This window comes from Stenotrophomonas sp. Steno-Z4, assembly GCF_056393145.1.
Genome location: NZ_JBWJPC010000003.1, coordinates 284963 through 300311 on the forward strand (window position 1 = coordinate 284963; position 15349 = coordinate 300311).

Annotated in this window: 11 protein-coding genes; 3 read left to right on the top strand and 8 right to left on the bottom strand. The window is 66.9% G+C overall.

Translation table 11 applies throughout. The features are described 5' to 3' along the window. Nucleotides 1-15: 15 nt before the first annotated feature. From AC06E7_RS10135 to AC06E7_RS10145, 3 genes are all read right to left on the bottom strand, one after another. Nucleotides 16-2688 (bottom strand): hypothetical protein, encoded by a 2673-nt coding sequence (locus AC06E7_RS10135; RefSeq protein WP_478064460.1) that lies wholly within the window; start codon nt 2686-2688, stop codon nt 16-18. Nucleotides 2689-2827: 139 nt separating this feature from the next. Further along, nucleotides 2828-4585, bottom strand: coding sequence for a peptide MFS transporter (locus AC06E7_RS10140; protein ID WP_449325023.1), 1758 nt, complete (start codon nt 4583-4585; stop codon nt 2828-2830). Nucleotides 4586-4792: 207 nt separating this feature from the next. Continuing rightward, entirely contained in the window at nt 4793-5998 is a 1206-nt protein-coding gene (locus tag AC06E7_RS10145; protein WP_478064462.1) for an acetyltransferase domain-containing protein, read from the bottom strand. Between the two features lie 100 nt (nt 5999-6098). On the opposite strand from AC06E7_RS10145, the gene AC06E7_RS10150 reads away from it, so the two are divergent. From AC06E7_RS10150 to AC06E7_RS10160, 3 genes are all read left to right on the top strand, one after another. Further along, the gene (locus AC06E7_RS10150) at nt 6099-8069 is read left to right on the top strand and encodes an OPT family oligopeptide transporter (RefSeq protein ID WP_447784580.1); all 1971 of its coding nucleotides are present in this window, start codon (nt 6099-6101) and stop codon (nt 8067-8069) included. Between the two features lie 132 nt (nt 8070-8201). Beyond that, the gene (locus AC06E7_RS10155; protein WP_473168676.1) at nt 8202-10265 is read left to right on the top strand and encodes a prolyl oligopeptidase family serine peptidase; all 2064 of its coding nucleotides are present in this window, start codon (nt 8202-8204) and stop codon (nt 10263-10265) included. 138 nt (nt 10266-10403) lie between these two features. Continuing rightward, nucleotides 10404-11645 (top strand): DUF819 family protein, encoded by a 1242-nt coding sequence (locus tag AC06E7_RS10160; RefSeq protein ID WP_068854583.1) that lies wholly within the window; start codon nt 10404-10406, stop codon nt 11643-11645. Nucleotides 11646-12228: 583 nt separating this feature from the next. Here AC06E7_RS10160 and AC06E7_RS10165 read toward each other — a convergent pair. The 5 genes from AC06E7_RS10165 to AC06E7_RS10185 are packed head-to-tail and all read right to left on the bottom strand — an operon-like array spanning nt 12229 to nt 15254. Beyond that, entirely contained in the window at nt 12229-12711 is a 483-nt protein-coding gene (locus AC06E7_RS10165; RefSeq protein WP_217536817.1) for a hypothetical protein, read from the bottom strand. 48 nt (nt 12712-12759) lie between these two features. Further along, nucleotides 12760-13020, bottom strand: coding sequence for a cell division topological specificity factor MinE (minE, locus tag AC06E7_RS10170; RefSeq protein ID WP_068850125.1), 261 nt, complete (start codon nt 13018-13020; stop codon nt 12760-12762). A 2-nt stretch (nt 13021-13022) separates the two neighbouring features. Further along, on the bottom strand, nt 13023-13832 hold the full coding sequence (gene minD / locus AC06E7_RS10175) for a septum site-determining protein MinD (protein ID WP_068850128.1): 810 nt from the start codon (nt 13830-13832) through the stop codon (nt 13023-13025). A 35-nt stretch (nt 13833-13867) separates the two neighbouring features. Then, nucleotides 13868-14644, bottom strand: coding sequence for a septum site-determining protein MinC (minC, locus tag AC06E7_RS10180; RefSeq protein ID WP_478064467.1), 777 nt, complete (start codon nt 14642-14644; stop codon nt 13868-13870). Between the two features lie 13 nt (nt 14645-14657). After that, a complete protein-coding gene (locus AC06E7_RS10185; RefSeq protein WP_068850131.1) occupies nt 14658-15254 on the bottom strand; it encodes a GNAT family N-acetyltransferase in 597 nt (198 codons plus the stop codon). Nucleotides 15255-15349: the final 95 nt, after the last annotated feature.

Consider the following 15349-nt stretch of genomic DNA (forward strand, 5'->3'; position numbering starts at 1 on the left):
CATCCGCAGGCCGGATCAGAACGCCATGCGTACCTGCATCTGCGCCTGCACATCGCGAACGCCCATCAGCCGTTCCGCCATCACCGCACCGCCAAGGTCGGCGCGCAGGTAGCGATAATCGGCGCCCAGCATCACCCGGTAATCCAGTCCGGACGGCGCCAACCCTGGAACGGTGAACGCGTGATCGCCTGCACCGTGGAGCGTGGCGGTGCGCGCGTCGGCGCGATACGCCACCGACCGGAATGCGGATGCATCACCGCGCAGGGTCCACCCATGGCCGAGGCGCCCACTGAAGGCGGTGCCCAGCTCCAGCTGCACACCACTGCGCGTTCCTGCGCCAACCGACAATCCCAATGCGCCGGCCCCATACTCATGGAAGGCACCCTCGCGGGCGTGATACGCCGTTGCCCCCAGCCGCGGCTGCCAGCGCAGCCCGCCGCCGGCCAGTTCCATGCCCAGCGTGCTGCCCACGCGGGTACGCGACAGCGTGCGCTGGCTGTGCGCGCTCATGCGCGTGCTGCCCCAATGCAACTGGCGCTGGCCATCGGTCTGGTGCCATTCGTTGCCCAGCGTGTGCTGCAGGGTGAACGCGCCCAGCGCCTGGGCCATGCCCACCCCGGCAAATCGCGATTGCGAACGCGTCTGGCCGCCATCGGTGGAGAAATCCGAGCCCAGCAGGCCGGTGCCCAGCAGCAGCTGCCGACCACCCCCCAGCGCCATCGCGACCTGCACGCCGGTGCCGGTACCCTGCACGCCCGACGCCGTGGCCGTGCCCGGTCCGAACGCGATCATGTGGGTGCCGTTGCCGGGCCTGGCGCGGGCCAGGCTCGACCAGAACGCGTCGCCGTTGGCGGCCAGGCGCATGCTGGCGGCCGCCAGGCCGTTGCCGGACAGCTGCTGCAGAGCGTGGTTGAACTCAGCGGCGTCAGCCACTTCCAGGCTGTGGTACAGCGCATTGTTGGCGTAGCCCGCCTCCAGCGCTGCGGCGACGCTCTGGGTGTCGGCATCGGCGATATCGCGGTAGTCGTTGCGGGCCATCACCACGTCGACATTGCCGGCCGCGTCGCGCTCGGCCTGCGCCTGCCACACCACCGTGGCGCTGGCGATGTTGTCATCACCGCCGTCGGCGCCGACGAAGACGTCCTCCAGGCGGATCTGCGAATCGTCGGTGCCGCGGGTGAACCCGGTATCGACACGGACGTCGACCAGCTCACCGCCCTCATGCAGCACCATCTGCCCGGCGCTGCCATCGGCATGGGTGCCCACCGTGTAGCCCGACACGCCGCGCGGTGCCTGCCAGCCCAGGTCGGGGGCGGGGCGATCGGCATCCTGTGTCGGCTGGTCGGCGTGCACGCCGCTGCCATTGCCATACACATTGACCTGGCCGTTGTTGATCAGGCGGCCGCCGCCACTGGCGCCCATCTGGAACGCGTGCGAGTTGTCGGCATGGATGTTGATCACCCCGCCGCGGCGGTTGTTGAGCGTGGCCGAGCCGTCGGACTGCATGGCCACCATGTTCTGGCCGTTGTTGCCGCCGGCCACGCCGAGGTTGATCACCCCGTCGTTGATCAGCGTGGCGCCGCGCGCACCGGCCATCGCCACCGCACCGTCACCGGTCACGGTCAGCGTGCCCTGGTTGATCAGCGTCGCCTGCGCGCCTTCGGCATGCATCGCCGATTGACGCTGGGCGTGGCTGATGATCTGCGCGCCGGCGCGGTTGATGCCGGCACTGGCATGGCTGTCGGCCATCAGGCTGAGCACGCGCGCGTTGCCCTGCAGGGTGATCAGGCCATGGTTGTCGAAGGCTTCGATGATGTCGCGCTCGTTGCCGACGCGCGCGGTAACCGCATGCACCAGCGAACCTTGGTTGAGCGTGCCGCCGGCGTGGACGGTGCCGTGGTTCTCGAACTCGGCCATACCGGTCAGCGCAAAGCCGCCGCCCTGGACGCCGAGCGTGGCGTTGCGGCGGCGTTCGCCGTTGTCGAATTCGCTCTCGCCGCCCATGCTGACCACGGTGTCGCGCAGCTGCATGTCGCCGAGGTTCTCGATGTCGGACTCGCCATCCAGCTGGATCGTCGTACCCTGCGCCTGCAGGCTGCCGTGGTTCTCCAGGCTGCCATCGCGGCGCAGCTGCAGCTGGCCGTGCAGTTCGAGGGTGCCATGGTTGTCCAGGTCACCATCGTTCTCCACCACCAGGCTGGCGGCCTGGCCGATGCGCAGGGTGCCGGTGTTGCGCAGGTGGCCGTCATTGCGCACGCTGAGGGTGCCCGCGTTGATGCGCAGGCTGCCTTCGTTGCGGGCCGCTCCGGTGACGCGGGTTTCCACGTTGCGGTCCCAGCTGATCTCGCTGCCCGGTCCGGCCAGGAACTGGTTGCCGCCGTACTGGCCGCCTTCCGAGCCCGGCGGGACACCACCTCCATCACCGCCGCCGTCACTGCCACCACCGCCGCCTCCACCACCTGCCGCCGCTGCGGCGGCACCTGCCAGCGCGACGCCGCCAATCAGCCACGGGGTGGTGCTGGATGATGCTTCGTCCTGCGCCTCACACACGCTGTGGTCAGGATCGATGTCGCAATCGACAGCTTCTGCATCGGCGTTGCCCGCATGTGCGGGCAACGAAAGCGAGGTGCACAATGCCATCGCGATGAGCACGGCGAGCGGGCGGTGGGACGGAGCAGCGTGACGCATTGGGAAAGTTCCATGAACGCAGGGAGCGCCATGGTGGGGAGCGATACAAACCGAGTATCTACAACTTATTCCAATCCCGTCGGACTGTGACCGGATCGAATGGTGTTAGGAAGTGTTTATGTGCATGGCGTGCGGCGGCTTACTTGACCCCGTGCATCATCCGCTTCAGCAATGGCGAGCCGGCCAATGCCACGGCAGCACAGCCCAGGCCGATCCACATCAGCAGCCAGAACAGGTGTTCGTAGCTGGCGGCGGCCGCGGCGATGTTCATGGTTTCGCCTTCTGGCACTTCAATGGCGGCGAGCTTGCCGAACAGCGCGGCGAGGGTTTCGGAGAACGCGGTGGCCAGGAACCAGGTGCCCATCATCAGGCTCACCACGCGCGGCGCGGCCAGCTGGGTGACGGCGGACAGGCCGACAGGCGACAAGCACATCTCGCCGATCTCCAGCACCAGGTAGGCCAGCACCAGCCACCACACGCTGGCCATCTGGCCGGTGCTGCCGACCTGCTGGGCAGCGAGGGCGAGCGGGATGAAGGAAAGCGCGGCAAACACCAGGCCGAGCGAGGATTTGACCGGCTTGGACGGGTCCAGCCGGCGCTTGTCGAGCCACGCCCACAGCACGGCGAACAGCGGGGCGAGCACGACCAGGAACAGGCCGCCCAGGTAGGTGAGCGAGCCGGCGGTCTGCGGAATCACCAGGCAGTCGCGGACCAGGAGCACCAGCATCAGGGCGACGATGGCGATGAACAGGTTCCGCGGGGCGGTGGAACCCGGGCGGCGTTCGGACAGGCGTGCGGCGACCACGAAACCGAGCGGCGCCAGCAGCAGGGAGGCGATCGACCACGGGATCGGGGTGCCGCCCTGGATCACCAGCGCGGGGACAAGGTCCTTGGTGAGCATGCGGTCGGTGAAGGTGACCCAGGAGCCGTAGGTCTGCTCGTACAGGGTGAAGAACACCAGGGCCATGAAGATCAATGCCATGAGGGCGATCATCTGCTGGCGCTGCACGGGGGTGCAGCGGGTGCCGGTGAACCAGGCGAACCAGAGCAGGACGCCGCCGAGCACGACCACCATGAGCAGCAGGGCGAGGCTGATTTCGCCGCCGATGGCGAAGGCGCCGTTGGCGGCGGACCACATGAGGGCGGCCACGGGAATGACGCCGAGCACGGCGATGCCGTAGATCAACCATTCGCGGGGGACGCCGGCAATGCGCTGGCGCAGGGCGGCGACGTTGGTGGGTTCGGCGTGGCCCTGCAGGTACTTCTGGCCCCAAAGGAACATGGCCAGGCCGATGACCATGCCGATGCCTGCGGCGCCGAAGCCGTATTTCCAGCCGTAGGCTTCGCCGAGGAAGCCGCAGACGAGGGAGGCGAACAGGGCGCCGAGGTTGATGCCGGCGTAGAACAGGGAGAAGCCGGAATCGCGGCGGGGGTCGCCTTCGGGGTAGAGCTTGCCGACGATGGTGGAGATGTTGGGCTTGAGGAAGCCGACGCCCATGATGATGAGGGCAAGGGAGAGGTAGGTGATGCCGAGGGCGGCATCGTCGCGCACGATCTGGCCGTCGATGCGGGTGGCGGCGTGGCCTTCGAAGGCCATGCCGAGGTGGCCGAGGACGAGCAGGATGCCGCCGAACACGACGGCTTTGCGCATGCCCAGCCAGCGGTCGGCGAGCAGGCCGCCGAACACGGGAATGCAGTAGACCAGGCCACCGTAGGCGCCGAGCAGGTCAAGGCCGGCCTTGTCGCCGAACAGGTGGTACTTGGTGAGGTACAGCAGCAGCAGCGCCTTCATGCCATAGAACGAGAAGCGCTCCCACATCTCGGTGAAGAAGCAGACGTAAACGCCTTTGGGGTGGCCAAGGAAGTCGTCGGAAGCGGAAAGGGCGGTGGCGGTCATTAGGCGATAAGCGACAAAACAGGTCGCGATTATCACGCTTTCGGCGTCTTCACCGTTATCGGCTGGGGCGCGGGGCGCCCCGCGCCCTCAAGGTCTACGGGCGGCGGCAGGAAACAGCAACGTCAATTGCAGGCGCCGAGGCGCGTAGTGCCACGCCATGCGTGGCTGCTCTTCGCGATCTACCGCGCAGCCACCCATGGGGTGGCTCTACAGGTACCGCAACCAGACAAGATCTTTGCGGCGTGCCTTCAGGCGCGCGAACCCGCGCGTCGGCCAATACAGGGCCAGCGCCAGCGCGGCGGTGATCAGCCACAGCATCCACACATGATCCACGGCGAAATAGGCGCCGTGGGTCTGGCCCCAGCGCGCTTCTGCGGCGACGTAGAGGAGCTTCAGCACATACAGGTGCAGCAGGTAGAAGAACATCGGGGCGGCGCCGATGCTGGCCAGCGGGGCGAGTGCGCGGGCGATCCGGTGGTTTTCGTAGAGGCGCAGCAGCAGCAGGCCGATGCCGAGGGTGAGCAGCAGGAACAGCAGGGACGGCGGGTACTTGGTGACGTTGAAGAGGCTCATCAGGGTCTGCCCGGCGCTGGCCATGGCCTGCCAGGGGGCGTCGCCGTAGACGTTGGCGGCGCGCAGCAGGGCGAAGCCGAGCAGGGCGCCGCCGCCGGCCCAGAGCAGGCGGCGTTGGCGCAGGGCGGGGTCACCGGTTCGGGCGAACCAGGGGCCGAGGGTGTAGCCCAAGGCGATGACGGCGATCCAGGGCAGCACGGGGTAGGAGGTTCGCAGGCGCAGGGCATCGCCGGCGGCGATCCAGTCGCGCTGGTGCAGGATCTTCCAGAGCACGGCGAGCGGGCCGTCGCCGCTGACGTGGATGCCGTCGAGCAGGTTGTGGCCGGCGATCACCACCAGGGCCAGGGCGGCGAGGGCGGGGCGGGGCAGCCAGAGCAGGCCGGCCAGGGCGACCATGCTGATCCCGATCGCCCAGATCACCTGCAGGTAGATCACGCTCGGCGGGAACTGCAGGGTCCAGGCGAAGTTCACCACCAGCAGTTCCAGCAGGATCAGGAACAGGCCGCGCTTGAGCAGGAAGGCGGAGGCGGCGCGGCGGGGGGCGGCCTGGCTGCTGCCGTACAGCCAGGCGGACAGGCCGGTGAGCAGCACGAACACGGGGGCGCACAGGTGGGCGAGCAGGCGGCTGAGGAACAGGGCGGGCTCGACCTGGTCCACGACCATGGGGTCGGGTACCTGCTGGTGCAGGTAGAAGGTTTCGCGCACGTGGTCCAGCAGCATCAGCACGATCACGGTGCCGCGCAGCTGGTCGATGGAGGTCAGGCGGGGGGAGGCGGGGGCCACGGGTGCGCCGGTGGTGGCGTGACAGGATATAACATTACAAATCAGGGTGCGCGCCATTTGCCGGGGTTTACCGATTGCGGCGGCCGGCGCTACCCGCCTTGCGTTACCAAGGCATGAAGGCTAGGTTTGACAGGATTTTTTGCCAGCAGGGGCTTCCATGAACAACGACGACGCTGCGCCCAGACAGCTCACATTCCGCGCGGTGGTGCTTGCCATCGTGCTGGCGGTGATCCTGTCGGCGGCCAACGCCTACCTGGGTCTGTTCGCAGGCCTGACCATCGCCACGGCCATTCCGGCGGCGGTGATCTCCATGGGGGTGCTGCGCCTGCTGGGCGGCGGCACGATCCTGGAAAACAACATCGTGCAGACTGGCGCTTCGGCCGGTTCGTCGATCGCCGCCGGTGTGATCTTCACGATCCCGGCGCTGGTGATCATGGGCTACTGGCCGGACTTCAAGTACTGGTGGGTGCTGGGCATCGCCGGCCTGGGTGGCCTGCTGGGCGTGCTGTTCTCGGTGCCGCTGCGCCGTTCGATGATCGTCGAAGACCCGCTTCCGTTCCCGGAAGGCAAGGCCGCGGCCGAAGTGCTCAAGGCCGGTGAGAACCCGGGCCCGGGCTTGAAGATCCTCGGTCTGTCGGCGGTGATCGGTGCGGTGGTGAAGCTGGCCGCGGAAAGCGGCATGCGCCTGATTCCCGATGCCTGGGCGACCTCGGCCTACGTCGGCAGCTCCAAGATCACCGCGTTCATCGGCACCAACCTGTCGCCGGCGCTGCTGGGCGTGGGCTACATCGTCGGCCTCAACGTCGGCATCGTGGTGGTGTCCGGCTCGATCCTGACCTGGCACATCGCCATCCCGCTGTACCAGGCGTTCTTCATGAACACTGATCCGGCCCTGGCCGCGTCGATCGCCACCGCCTCGTCCACCGAGGCGGCGTTCGCCATCTGGGGCGCGAAGATGCGCTACCTGGGCGTGGGCGCGATGCTGATCGGCGGCGTGTGGACCCTGATCTCGCTGCGCAAGTCGCTGCTCAACGGCGTCAAGAGCGGCTTTGCCGCCGCGCGCAAGAGCGGCGGCCCGGCGCTGGCGCACACCGAACGCGACCTGCCGATGAAGTGGATGCTGGTGGCGCTGGTGGCCTTCACCCTGCCGCTGCTGGCGCTGTACCAGGCCATCGTGGGCCAGTGGCATGTGTCGATCCCGATGACCCTCATCATGATCGTCGCCGGCTTCCTGTTCGTCTCGGTCTCGGCCTACCTGGCCGGCCTGATCGGTTCGTCCAACAACCCGGTTTCGGGCATCACCATCTCCACCATCCTGTTCGCCTCGGCGGTGCTGGTGCTGCTGCTGGGCAAGGATGGATTGACGCCGGTGGGCGTCGGTGGCGCGCCGCTGGGTGCGGTGGCCGCGATCATGATCGGTGCGGTGGTGTGCTGCGCCGCTGCCGTCGGCGGCGACAACCTGCAGGACCTCAAGGCCGGCTACATCGTGGGTGCAACGCCGTGGAAGCAGCAGCTGATGCTGGGCATCGGTGCGTTCTCGTGTGCGCTGATCATGGCACCGGTGCTGAACCTGCTGGCTACCGCGTACGGCATCGGCGTCAAGTCGGAGCTGCACCCGAACGCGCTGGCCGCACCGCAGGCCAACCTGATGGCGTCGGTGGCCAAGGGCCTGTTCGGTGGCGAACTGCCGTGGACCTTCATCGGCATTGGTGCCGTGGTCGGTGCGGCGATCATCGCCTTCGACAGCTGGCTGAAGTCGCGCAACGCCCGCTTCCGCGTGCCTGTGCTGGCCGCTGCGATTGGTATCTACCTGCCGCTGGAACTGATGGTGCCGATCTTCCTGGGCGGCCTGATCTCCTACCTGGTCGAGCGTTTCCACAAGGTGCGCGCCGACGATGAAGAAGGCCGCGACCGCGTGCACAAGCCGGGCGTGCTGTTCGCTGCCGGCCTGATCACCGGTGAAGCACTGATGGGCATCGCCATCGCCGTGCCGATCGTGGTCAGCAGCCGTGCCGACGTGCTGGCCGTGCCGTTCCACCTGCCGGCCGCGCAGTGGATCGGTCTGGCGGTGCTGTTCGTGGTGGGCTGGCTGATCTACCGCACGGGCAAGAAAGCCACCGCAGTCTGATCGAGAGCCAATGTGAACCCGACAAACCCCGCCACGGCGGGGTTTGTTGTTTCCGGGGCATGACGTGTGGCCTTTGCGCTGGGAGGCTCCCGCCCCCTACCATCGGCGTTTTGCCGTTCCGCGGAGAACCCGATGAAGCTTCGTTACGCCCTGTTGCCGCTGTGCCTGCTGACCGCGCTGCCGTCGCTGGCCGCCACGCGTGGCCTGGATGTGCGCGACATGATCGCGCTGGATCGGGTTTCGGCCCCGCTGCTGACCGCCGATGGCGGCAACGTGGTGTTCGCCAAGCGCGTAGTCGGCACCGACAGCAAGGCCAGCACCGGCCTGTTCATCCGCAACCTGCGCACCCGCGATGCGGCCCCGCCCAAGCCGCTCACCCCGGCCGGCTGGAACGTCAATTCGGCCGCGCTGTCGGCCGACGGCCAGACGGTGTACTTCCTCAGCGCCAAGGGCGGCAGCCAGCAGCTGTATTCGATGCCGCTGGCCGGCGGCACCCCGCGCCAGCTGACCGATTTCGCAGTGGACGTGGACAGCTTCCAGGTCTCGCCGCAGGGCGACCGCGTGGCCTTCAGCGCCGGCGTGTTCCAGGACTGCGGTTCGGACCTGGCCTGCACCAGCAAGAAGCTGGACGCGCACAAGGCGCGCAAGAACACCGGTGAAGTGTTCGACAGCCTGTTCGTGCGCCATTGGGACACCTGGAACGACGGCCGCCGCAACACCCTGTTCGTGGCCCCGCTGCCGGCCGCCAAGGCCGCTGCGGTCAAGGGCGCCTCGGCGATCAGCGCGACGCTGGCCGGCGATGCGCCGTCCAAGCCGTTCGGCGGCAATGACGACTTCACCTGGGCGCCGGATGGCAAAAGCGTGGTGGCCAGCATCCGCGTGGCCGGCCGCGAAGAAGCGTGGTCGACCAACTTCGACCTGTACCGCCTGGATGCCGAGGGCAAGCAGGCCCCGGTCAACCTGACCGCGGCCAACCCGGCCTGGGATGCCGGCCCGGTGTTCAGCGCCGACGGCAACACCCTGTACTACCGCGCGATGAAGCGCCCGGGCTTCGAGGCGGACCGTTTCGGCGTGATCGCGCTCGACTTGGCCTCGGGCAAGACCCGCGAAATCGCCCCGGGCTGGGACCGTTCGGCCGGCGAAGTGGTGCTGTCGCAGGACGAAAAGAGTTTCTACACCGCGGCCGATGACCTGGGCGAGCACCGCCTGTTCAACATCGACATCGCCACCGGCAAGGCCACGGTGGTCGCCGAAGGCGGCAGCATCGGCTCGCCGGTGATCGCCGGCAGCACGCTGGCTTACACGAAGAACAGCCTGAAGAGCGGCGACCAGATCGTGGTGGCCCAGGCCGACGGCAGCAGCCCGCGCGAGATCACCCCGAGCGCCGGCCAGATGCTGCCCGACGTGGCCTTCGGCGATTACGAGCAGTTCCAGTTCAAGGGCTGGAACAACGAAACCGTGCACGGTTACGTGGTCAAGCCGTACAACTACCAGGAAGGCAAGACCTACCCGGTAGCGTTCCTGATCCACGGCGGCCCGCAGGGCAGCTTCGGCAATGGCTGGAGCTACCGCTGGAACCCGCAGACCTACGCGGGCCAGGGCTACGCGGTGGTGATGATCGATTTCCACGGTTCCACCGGCTACGGCCAGGCGTTCACCGATGCAATCAGCCAGCACTGGGGCGACCGCCCGCTGGAAGACCTGCAGAAGGGCTGGGCGGCGGCGCAGAAGCAGTATCCGTTCCTCAATGGCGACAAGGCCTGCGCGCTGGGCGCCAGCTACGGCGGCTTCATGGTCAACTGGATCGCCGGTAACTGGAACGAGCCGTGGAAGTGCCTGGTCAACCATGACGGCGTGTTCGACCAGCGCATGATGGGATACGCCACCGAAGAGTTGTGGTTCACGGAATGGGAGCAGGGCGGCACGCCGTTCGCCAAGCCGCAGAACTACGAGAAGTTCAACCCGGTGAACCACGTGGCGGACTGGAAGAAGCCGATCCTGATCATCCACGGCCAGCTCGACTTCCGCATTCCGGTCGAACAGGGCCTGGGCGCCTTCACGGCCGCGCAGCGCCAGGGCATCGAGTCGAAGTTCCTGTACTTCCCGGACGAGAACCACTGGGTGCTCAAGCCGCAGAACAGCGTGCAGTGGCACGACACCGTGAACGGCTGGCTGAAGCAGCACATCGGCGAATGATGTGGAGCGGCCGCCCTACCGGGCGGCTGACCTCCGGGGTGCAATGAAAACACCCGTTCCTGAATTTTCCCGTGTACCGGCAGCCGACTGACAGTCGGCTCTACCCCCGTCGCTACCTGCCATCGAACCTATCGCCCCGTGAAAGCACCCGCTCTGATCCAGAACGACATCGTAGTTTTCGGCCTGATCGCCGCCACCCTGGGTGCCGTGTTCTGGACCGCCTCACGCGAGACGGGGCTGTGGAAGCGCTTCTACACCTTCGTGCCGGCACTGCTGCTGTGCTACATGATTCCCGGCATCTACAACACGGTGGGCCTGATCGACGGGCAGAACACCAGCCTGTACAACCCGATCGCGCGCGACATCCTGCTGCCGGCCGCGCTGGTACTGCTGACGCTGGCGGTGGACATCAAGGGTATCCTGCGGCTGGGCCCGAAGCTGATCGTGATGTACCTGGGCGCGTCCTTCAGCATCATGATCGGTGCGGTAGTGGCCTTCATGCTGATGAAATGGGCGCACCCGGAAACGGTCGCCGGCGATACCTGGGCGGGCATGGCCGCCTTGGCCGGCAGCTGGATCGGCGGCGGCGCCAACATGCTGGCCATGCGCGAGGTCTTCGACGTCAACGCCACCACCTTCGGCCAGTTCGCGGTAGTGGACGTGGGCGTAGGGTACGTATGGATGGCGGTGCTGATCTTCATGGCCGGCCGCGCGGCGAAGATCGACGCGCGCACCGGCGCGGATACATCCGCGATCGATGAACTGAAACTGCGCATCGAAAAATTCCAGGCCGAGCACGAACGCGTGGCGAGCCTGACCGACCTGATGCTGATCGTGGCGGTAGCGTTCGGCACGGTGGGCCTGTCGCACGCCATTGCCGGCCCGGTATCGGCCTGGTTCAAGGGCCACGTGGCCTGGGCTTCGCAGTTCAGCCTCGACGCACCGTTCGTGTGGGTCGTGGTGATCTCCACCACCTGCGGCCTGGCACTGAGCTTTACCCGCGCGCGCAACCTGGAAGGCGCGGGCGCTTCGAAGCTGGGCTCGCTGCTGCTGTACTTCCTGATCGCCTGCATCGGCATGCAGATGGACCTGCTGGCCCTGCTGGAACGCCCCTGGCTGTTCGCACTGGGCCTGATCTGGATCGCCGTGCACATCCTGCTGCTGCTCGCACTGGCCATGGCGCTCAAGGTGCCGTTCTTCTACTTCGCCATCGGCTCGCAATCCAACATCGGCGGGCCGGCTTCTGCGCCCGTGGTTGCGGCTGCGTTCCATCCGTCCCTTGCGCCTGTTGGCGTGCTGCTCGGGACAATGGGGTATGCGACTGGTACGTATCTCGCTTACATCGTTGGCATTACGTTGCGCGCTTTGGCAGGCGGCTGAGTTCTCCTGCGTAGAAGCGCTGGCGTTTTCGTTCTCTGCGCGCGGGGGAGCGGGGTGGAGGGGGTAGCGGGGCACGCGTGAACCCATCCATGGGGCTTATCGCAGCATCCATGCTGCTCAAAGCCCCGCTACCCCCTCCACCCCGCTCCCCCAGACGGTCATGCGTCGACGGACGGGCAGTCAAAGGCAGATGGCGTCAGGTCGATCGAATTGTTTCGCCGTAGAGCCACGCCATGCGTGGCTGAGCGGCAACCAGAATGTGCGGGTTCGCGATGCTTTTGATCTCGTGTCCGGTCGTCGCAGAGAACTGAGGGGGCGAGGGCGGGGGTGCCCTGGCCGGACTTTGAGCAGCATGGATGCTGCGATAAGCCCCATGGATGGGTTCACGCGTGTCCGGCCAGGGCACCCCCGTCCTCGCCCTGCGCGGGAAGAACAGAACAGCCACGCTTTACGCGCGGATACGGAGCCGCCGGAAGCGTTTCTCCGCCGGGGCGCAATGCGTCGCCGTGCCGATCGTTCGTATCGGCAGTCGTCTGACGACCGACCCTACCGCGCTCATTCGCGCGTGCGCTCGTACACTGTTTTACGTGGCGAGTAGGCCGCGTTCGATCAGCCAGGCTTTTGCGTCTTCGGCATCCTGCTCGAACCAGGCGCGCGTGGAGCCGAGGCGATAGGTGTAGCCCCAGGCATCCATGTCGGCCATCAGCTGCGCACTGCCTACGCCCGGCAGCTGACCGGCCAGCACGATCTGCAGGTAACAGGTGGCGTCTTCTTCGGGGACCGAATCGGTCGCGTCGGTGTGCACCAGCGCGCGACGTTCCGGCGGCAGCACGATCAGGTGGCAGGCCTCGTGCAGCATCGAGTGCACCGGCGTGTCGTTACGCACATAGACGTCGCTGGCGATGATGCCCGCCTCGGGCTCGCCCCAGTAACTGCCCGGAATCGGTGCGCCATCGGCCACGTGGTGCAGCTGCAGCGCGTGGCGGGCCAGCAACGCCGCCGCATCCTCGAAGGCGATGTCGCCCACCCGGGTGACCTGCGGTTCTGCTTCGGCGGCGGTGTTCATGGCGTGTGCGTCCTGCGCCCCTTCCCGGTGGGGAAGGGGCCTTTACGATCAGGGCTGCTGCGGGCCTTCCGGCAGCGCCACCGAAATGTCCAGCACGTCGTGCTCGCCGTCCTTGACCAGGTCTACCTTGACCGCGTCCGCGTCGATGTTCACGTACTTCTTGATCACTTCCAGCAGCTCGCGCTGCAGCAGCGGCAGGTAATCCGGGCCGCCACGGTGGCTGCGTTCCTGCGCGATGATGATCTGCAGGCGGTTCTTGGCCGTTTCGGCGGTGGTCTTCTTCGTCTTGAGGAAATCGAACAGGCCCATGCTTACCCTCCGAACAGCTTGCTGAAGAAGCCCTTCTTCTCAACAACGGTGAAGCGCATCGGGCGCTCTTCGCCGAGGATGCGGGCCACCGCATCATCGTATGCCTGGCCTGCCGGCGATTCTGCATCCAGGATCACCGGCTCGCCCTTGTTGGACGCGTTCAGCACATCCCCTGACTCCGGGATCACGCCGATCGCCTTCAGCCCCAGCACCTCTTCCACGTCCGTGATGCTCAGCATCTCGCCCGACTCCACCCGGACCGGGCTGTAACGGGTCAGCAGCAGGAAGGCCGGCACGGCCTGGCCCGATTCGGCCTTGTGCGTCTTCGAATCCAGCAGGCCGATGATGCGGTCCGAGTCGCGTACCGACGACACTTCCGGGTTCACCACCACCACCGCGCGGTCGGCGAAATACATCGCCAGGAACGCACCCTTTTCGATACCCGCCGGCGAATCGCAGATGATGTAATCGAAACCGTCAGCGGCCAGGTCCTTCAGCACCTTGCCCACGCCTTCCTGGGTCAGCGCATCCTTGTCGCGCGTCTGCGATGCCGCCAGCACGTACAGGTTGTCGAAACGCTTGTCCTTGATCAGGGCCTGCTTGAGCGTGGCCTCGCCGTGCACGACATTCACGAAGTCGTACACCACGCGCCGCTCGCAGCCCATGATCAGGTCGAGGTTGCGCAGGCCGACGTCGAAGTCGATCACCGCCACCTTCTTGCCCCTGCGCGCAAGGCCGCAGGCAAGGCTCGCGCTGGAAGTGGTCTTGCCGACGCCGCCCTTGCCGGAGGTGACTACGATGATTTCAGCCAAAGGACTTCTCCTGATGATTCTGTTGGGTTGCCGCGTCAGTCCAGCGCAGCGATCTTGATCTGGTCCTGTTCCAGCCACACCTGCACGGCCTTGCCGCGCAGGTTGTCCGGGACATCGTCCAGTACCTTGTAATGGCCGGCAATGGCGACCAGTTCAGCGTGGAAGTCACGGCAGAAAATGCGCGCCGTGGTGTTGCCCTGGGCACCTGCCAGGGCACGGCCCCGCAGCGTACCGTAAATATGGATGCTGCCATCGGCGATCACTTCGGCGCCCGCGCCGACCGTGGCCATCACCGTCAGGTCGCAGTTCTCCGCGTACAGCTGCTGGCCCGAACGCACGTTGCTGGTCTGCATGCGGCCGGGCTTGGGCGCATTGCCCGCGTCCACCGCCGCGGCAGGGGCCGGTGCGGCGGCACGCGCGCGGCGTGCCGGTTCCGGGGCCGGTGCGGCTGCAGCCGGCGCCGGTGCCGGCTCAGCCTCGGCGCGCTCGTACTGCGCGCGGAACTTGGCCAGCAGCGGCAGCCCCAGCTGCTGCGAGAGCAGGTCGGTTTCGTTGCTGCCGTAGGCCAGCGCCACCGGCAGCACGCCGGCACTGCGCAGGCCATCCAGCAGCGCCTGGGCCGTGGCCACGTCGGGCATCTGGCTCAGGCCACCGAAGTCCAGGATCACCGCAGCGCGGCCGAACAGCTTCGGCGCGCGGGCCACTCGGTCGTGCATTTCGCGGGTGAGGCGTTCCACATCCAGGGTGCGGATGCGCAGGTTGGCGATGCCCACCTGGCCGATCTTCAGTTCACCGGCCTGTTCAAAATCCATGTTCGCCGCCACCTCAGGTCCCCGTCGGTCGATGCGCGCGCAGCGGCTCGCGACGCTGGCCCACCCAGGGCACGTCCGGCAGCGCGTCGCCGTAGGTGTCGTGCACCCACTGGTAACTGCACAGGTCCTTGAGCAGCATGCTGGCCCGCACATCCACGTGCGGCATGTTGTTCTGCCCGACCTCGCGGAAGCCGAAGCTGCCATGGAACAGCAGCGCCGCATCGGCGCCGTGGTCCAGGAACACCTCGCAGGTCAGCTGCGGGTAGCGCAGCTCGGCGTAGCTCTGGGCATCGGCGTAGAACGCCCGGCCCACACCACCGCCACGGCGGCGGCTGGCCACCACGATGCGGTCGATGTAGAAGAATTTGCTGGTCAGGTGCTGCTTGAACCAGGCGAAGTTGCTGCTGTCGTGCTGGCTGTCGCTGCCGAAACCGATCAGGAAGCCGGCCAGGTTGCCGTCGCGCTCGGCGACGCGGAAGTATTCAGCGGTTTCATAGAACAGGCGCAGGCGGGCGGCATCCAGCGGAAGGATGGCCAGGCCGGCGTTGTTGTTCAGGGCCAGGACGGAATCGAGCTCGTGCTCGCGCACGTCGCGGATGACAATCGACATTGTGACTCCGTGGGGTAACGCGGTTGGCCCGTCTAGGGGCCCTGCCGGTGATTATTGCATGGGTGGCCGGGCAGGGCACAGGCCAGCCATGACTT

What these genes read in the sequence shown, in the direction of transcription:
- AC06E7_RS10150 (WP_447784580.1), top strand. Translation starts at nt 6,099, where the DNA reads ATGAACAACGACGACGCTGCGCCCAGACAGCTCACATTCCGCGCGGTG.
- AC06E7_RS10185 (WP_068850131.1), bottom strand. Translation starts at nt 15,254, where the DNA reads ATGTCGATTGTCATCCGCGACGTGCGCGAGCACGAGCTCGATTCCGTC.
- AC06E7_RS10140 (WP_449325023.1), bottom strand. Translation starts at nt 4,585, where the DNA reads ATGACCGCCACCGCCCTTTCCGCTTCCGACGACTTCCTTGGCCACCCC.
- AC06E7_RS10135 (WP_478064460.1), bottom strand. Translation starts at nt 2,688, where the DNA reads ATGCGTCACGCTGCTCCGTCCCACCGCCCGCTCGCCGTGCTCATCGCG.
- AC06E7_RS10155 (WP_473168676.1), top strand. Translation starts at nt 8,202, where the DNA reads ATGAAGCTTCGTTACGCCCTGTTGCCGCTGTGCCTGCTGACCGCGCTG.
- AC06E7_RS10145 (WP_478064462.1), bottom strand. Translation starts at nt 5,998, where the DNA reads ATGGCGCGCACCCTGATTTGTAATGTTATATCCTGTCACGCCACCACC.
- AC06E7_RS10165 (WP_217536817.1), bottom strand. Translation starts at nt 12,711, where the DNA reads ATGAACACCGCCGCCGAAGCAGAACCGCAGGTCACCCGGGTGGGCGAC.
- minC (WP_478064467.1), bottom strand. Translation starts at nt 14,644, where the DNA reads ATGGATTTTGAACAGGCCGGTGAACTGAAGATCGGCCAGGTGGGCATC.
- minE (WP_068850125.1), bottom strand. Translation starts at nt 13,020, where the DNA reads ATGGGCCTGTTCGATTTCCTCAAGACGAAGAAGACCACCGCCGAAACG.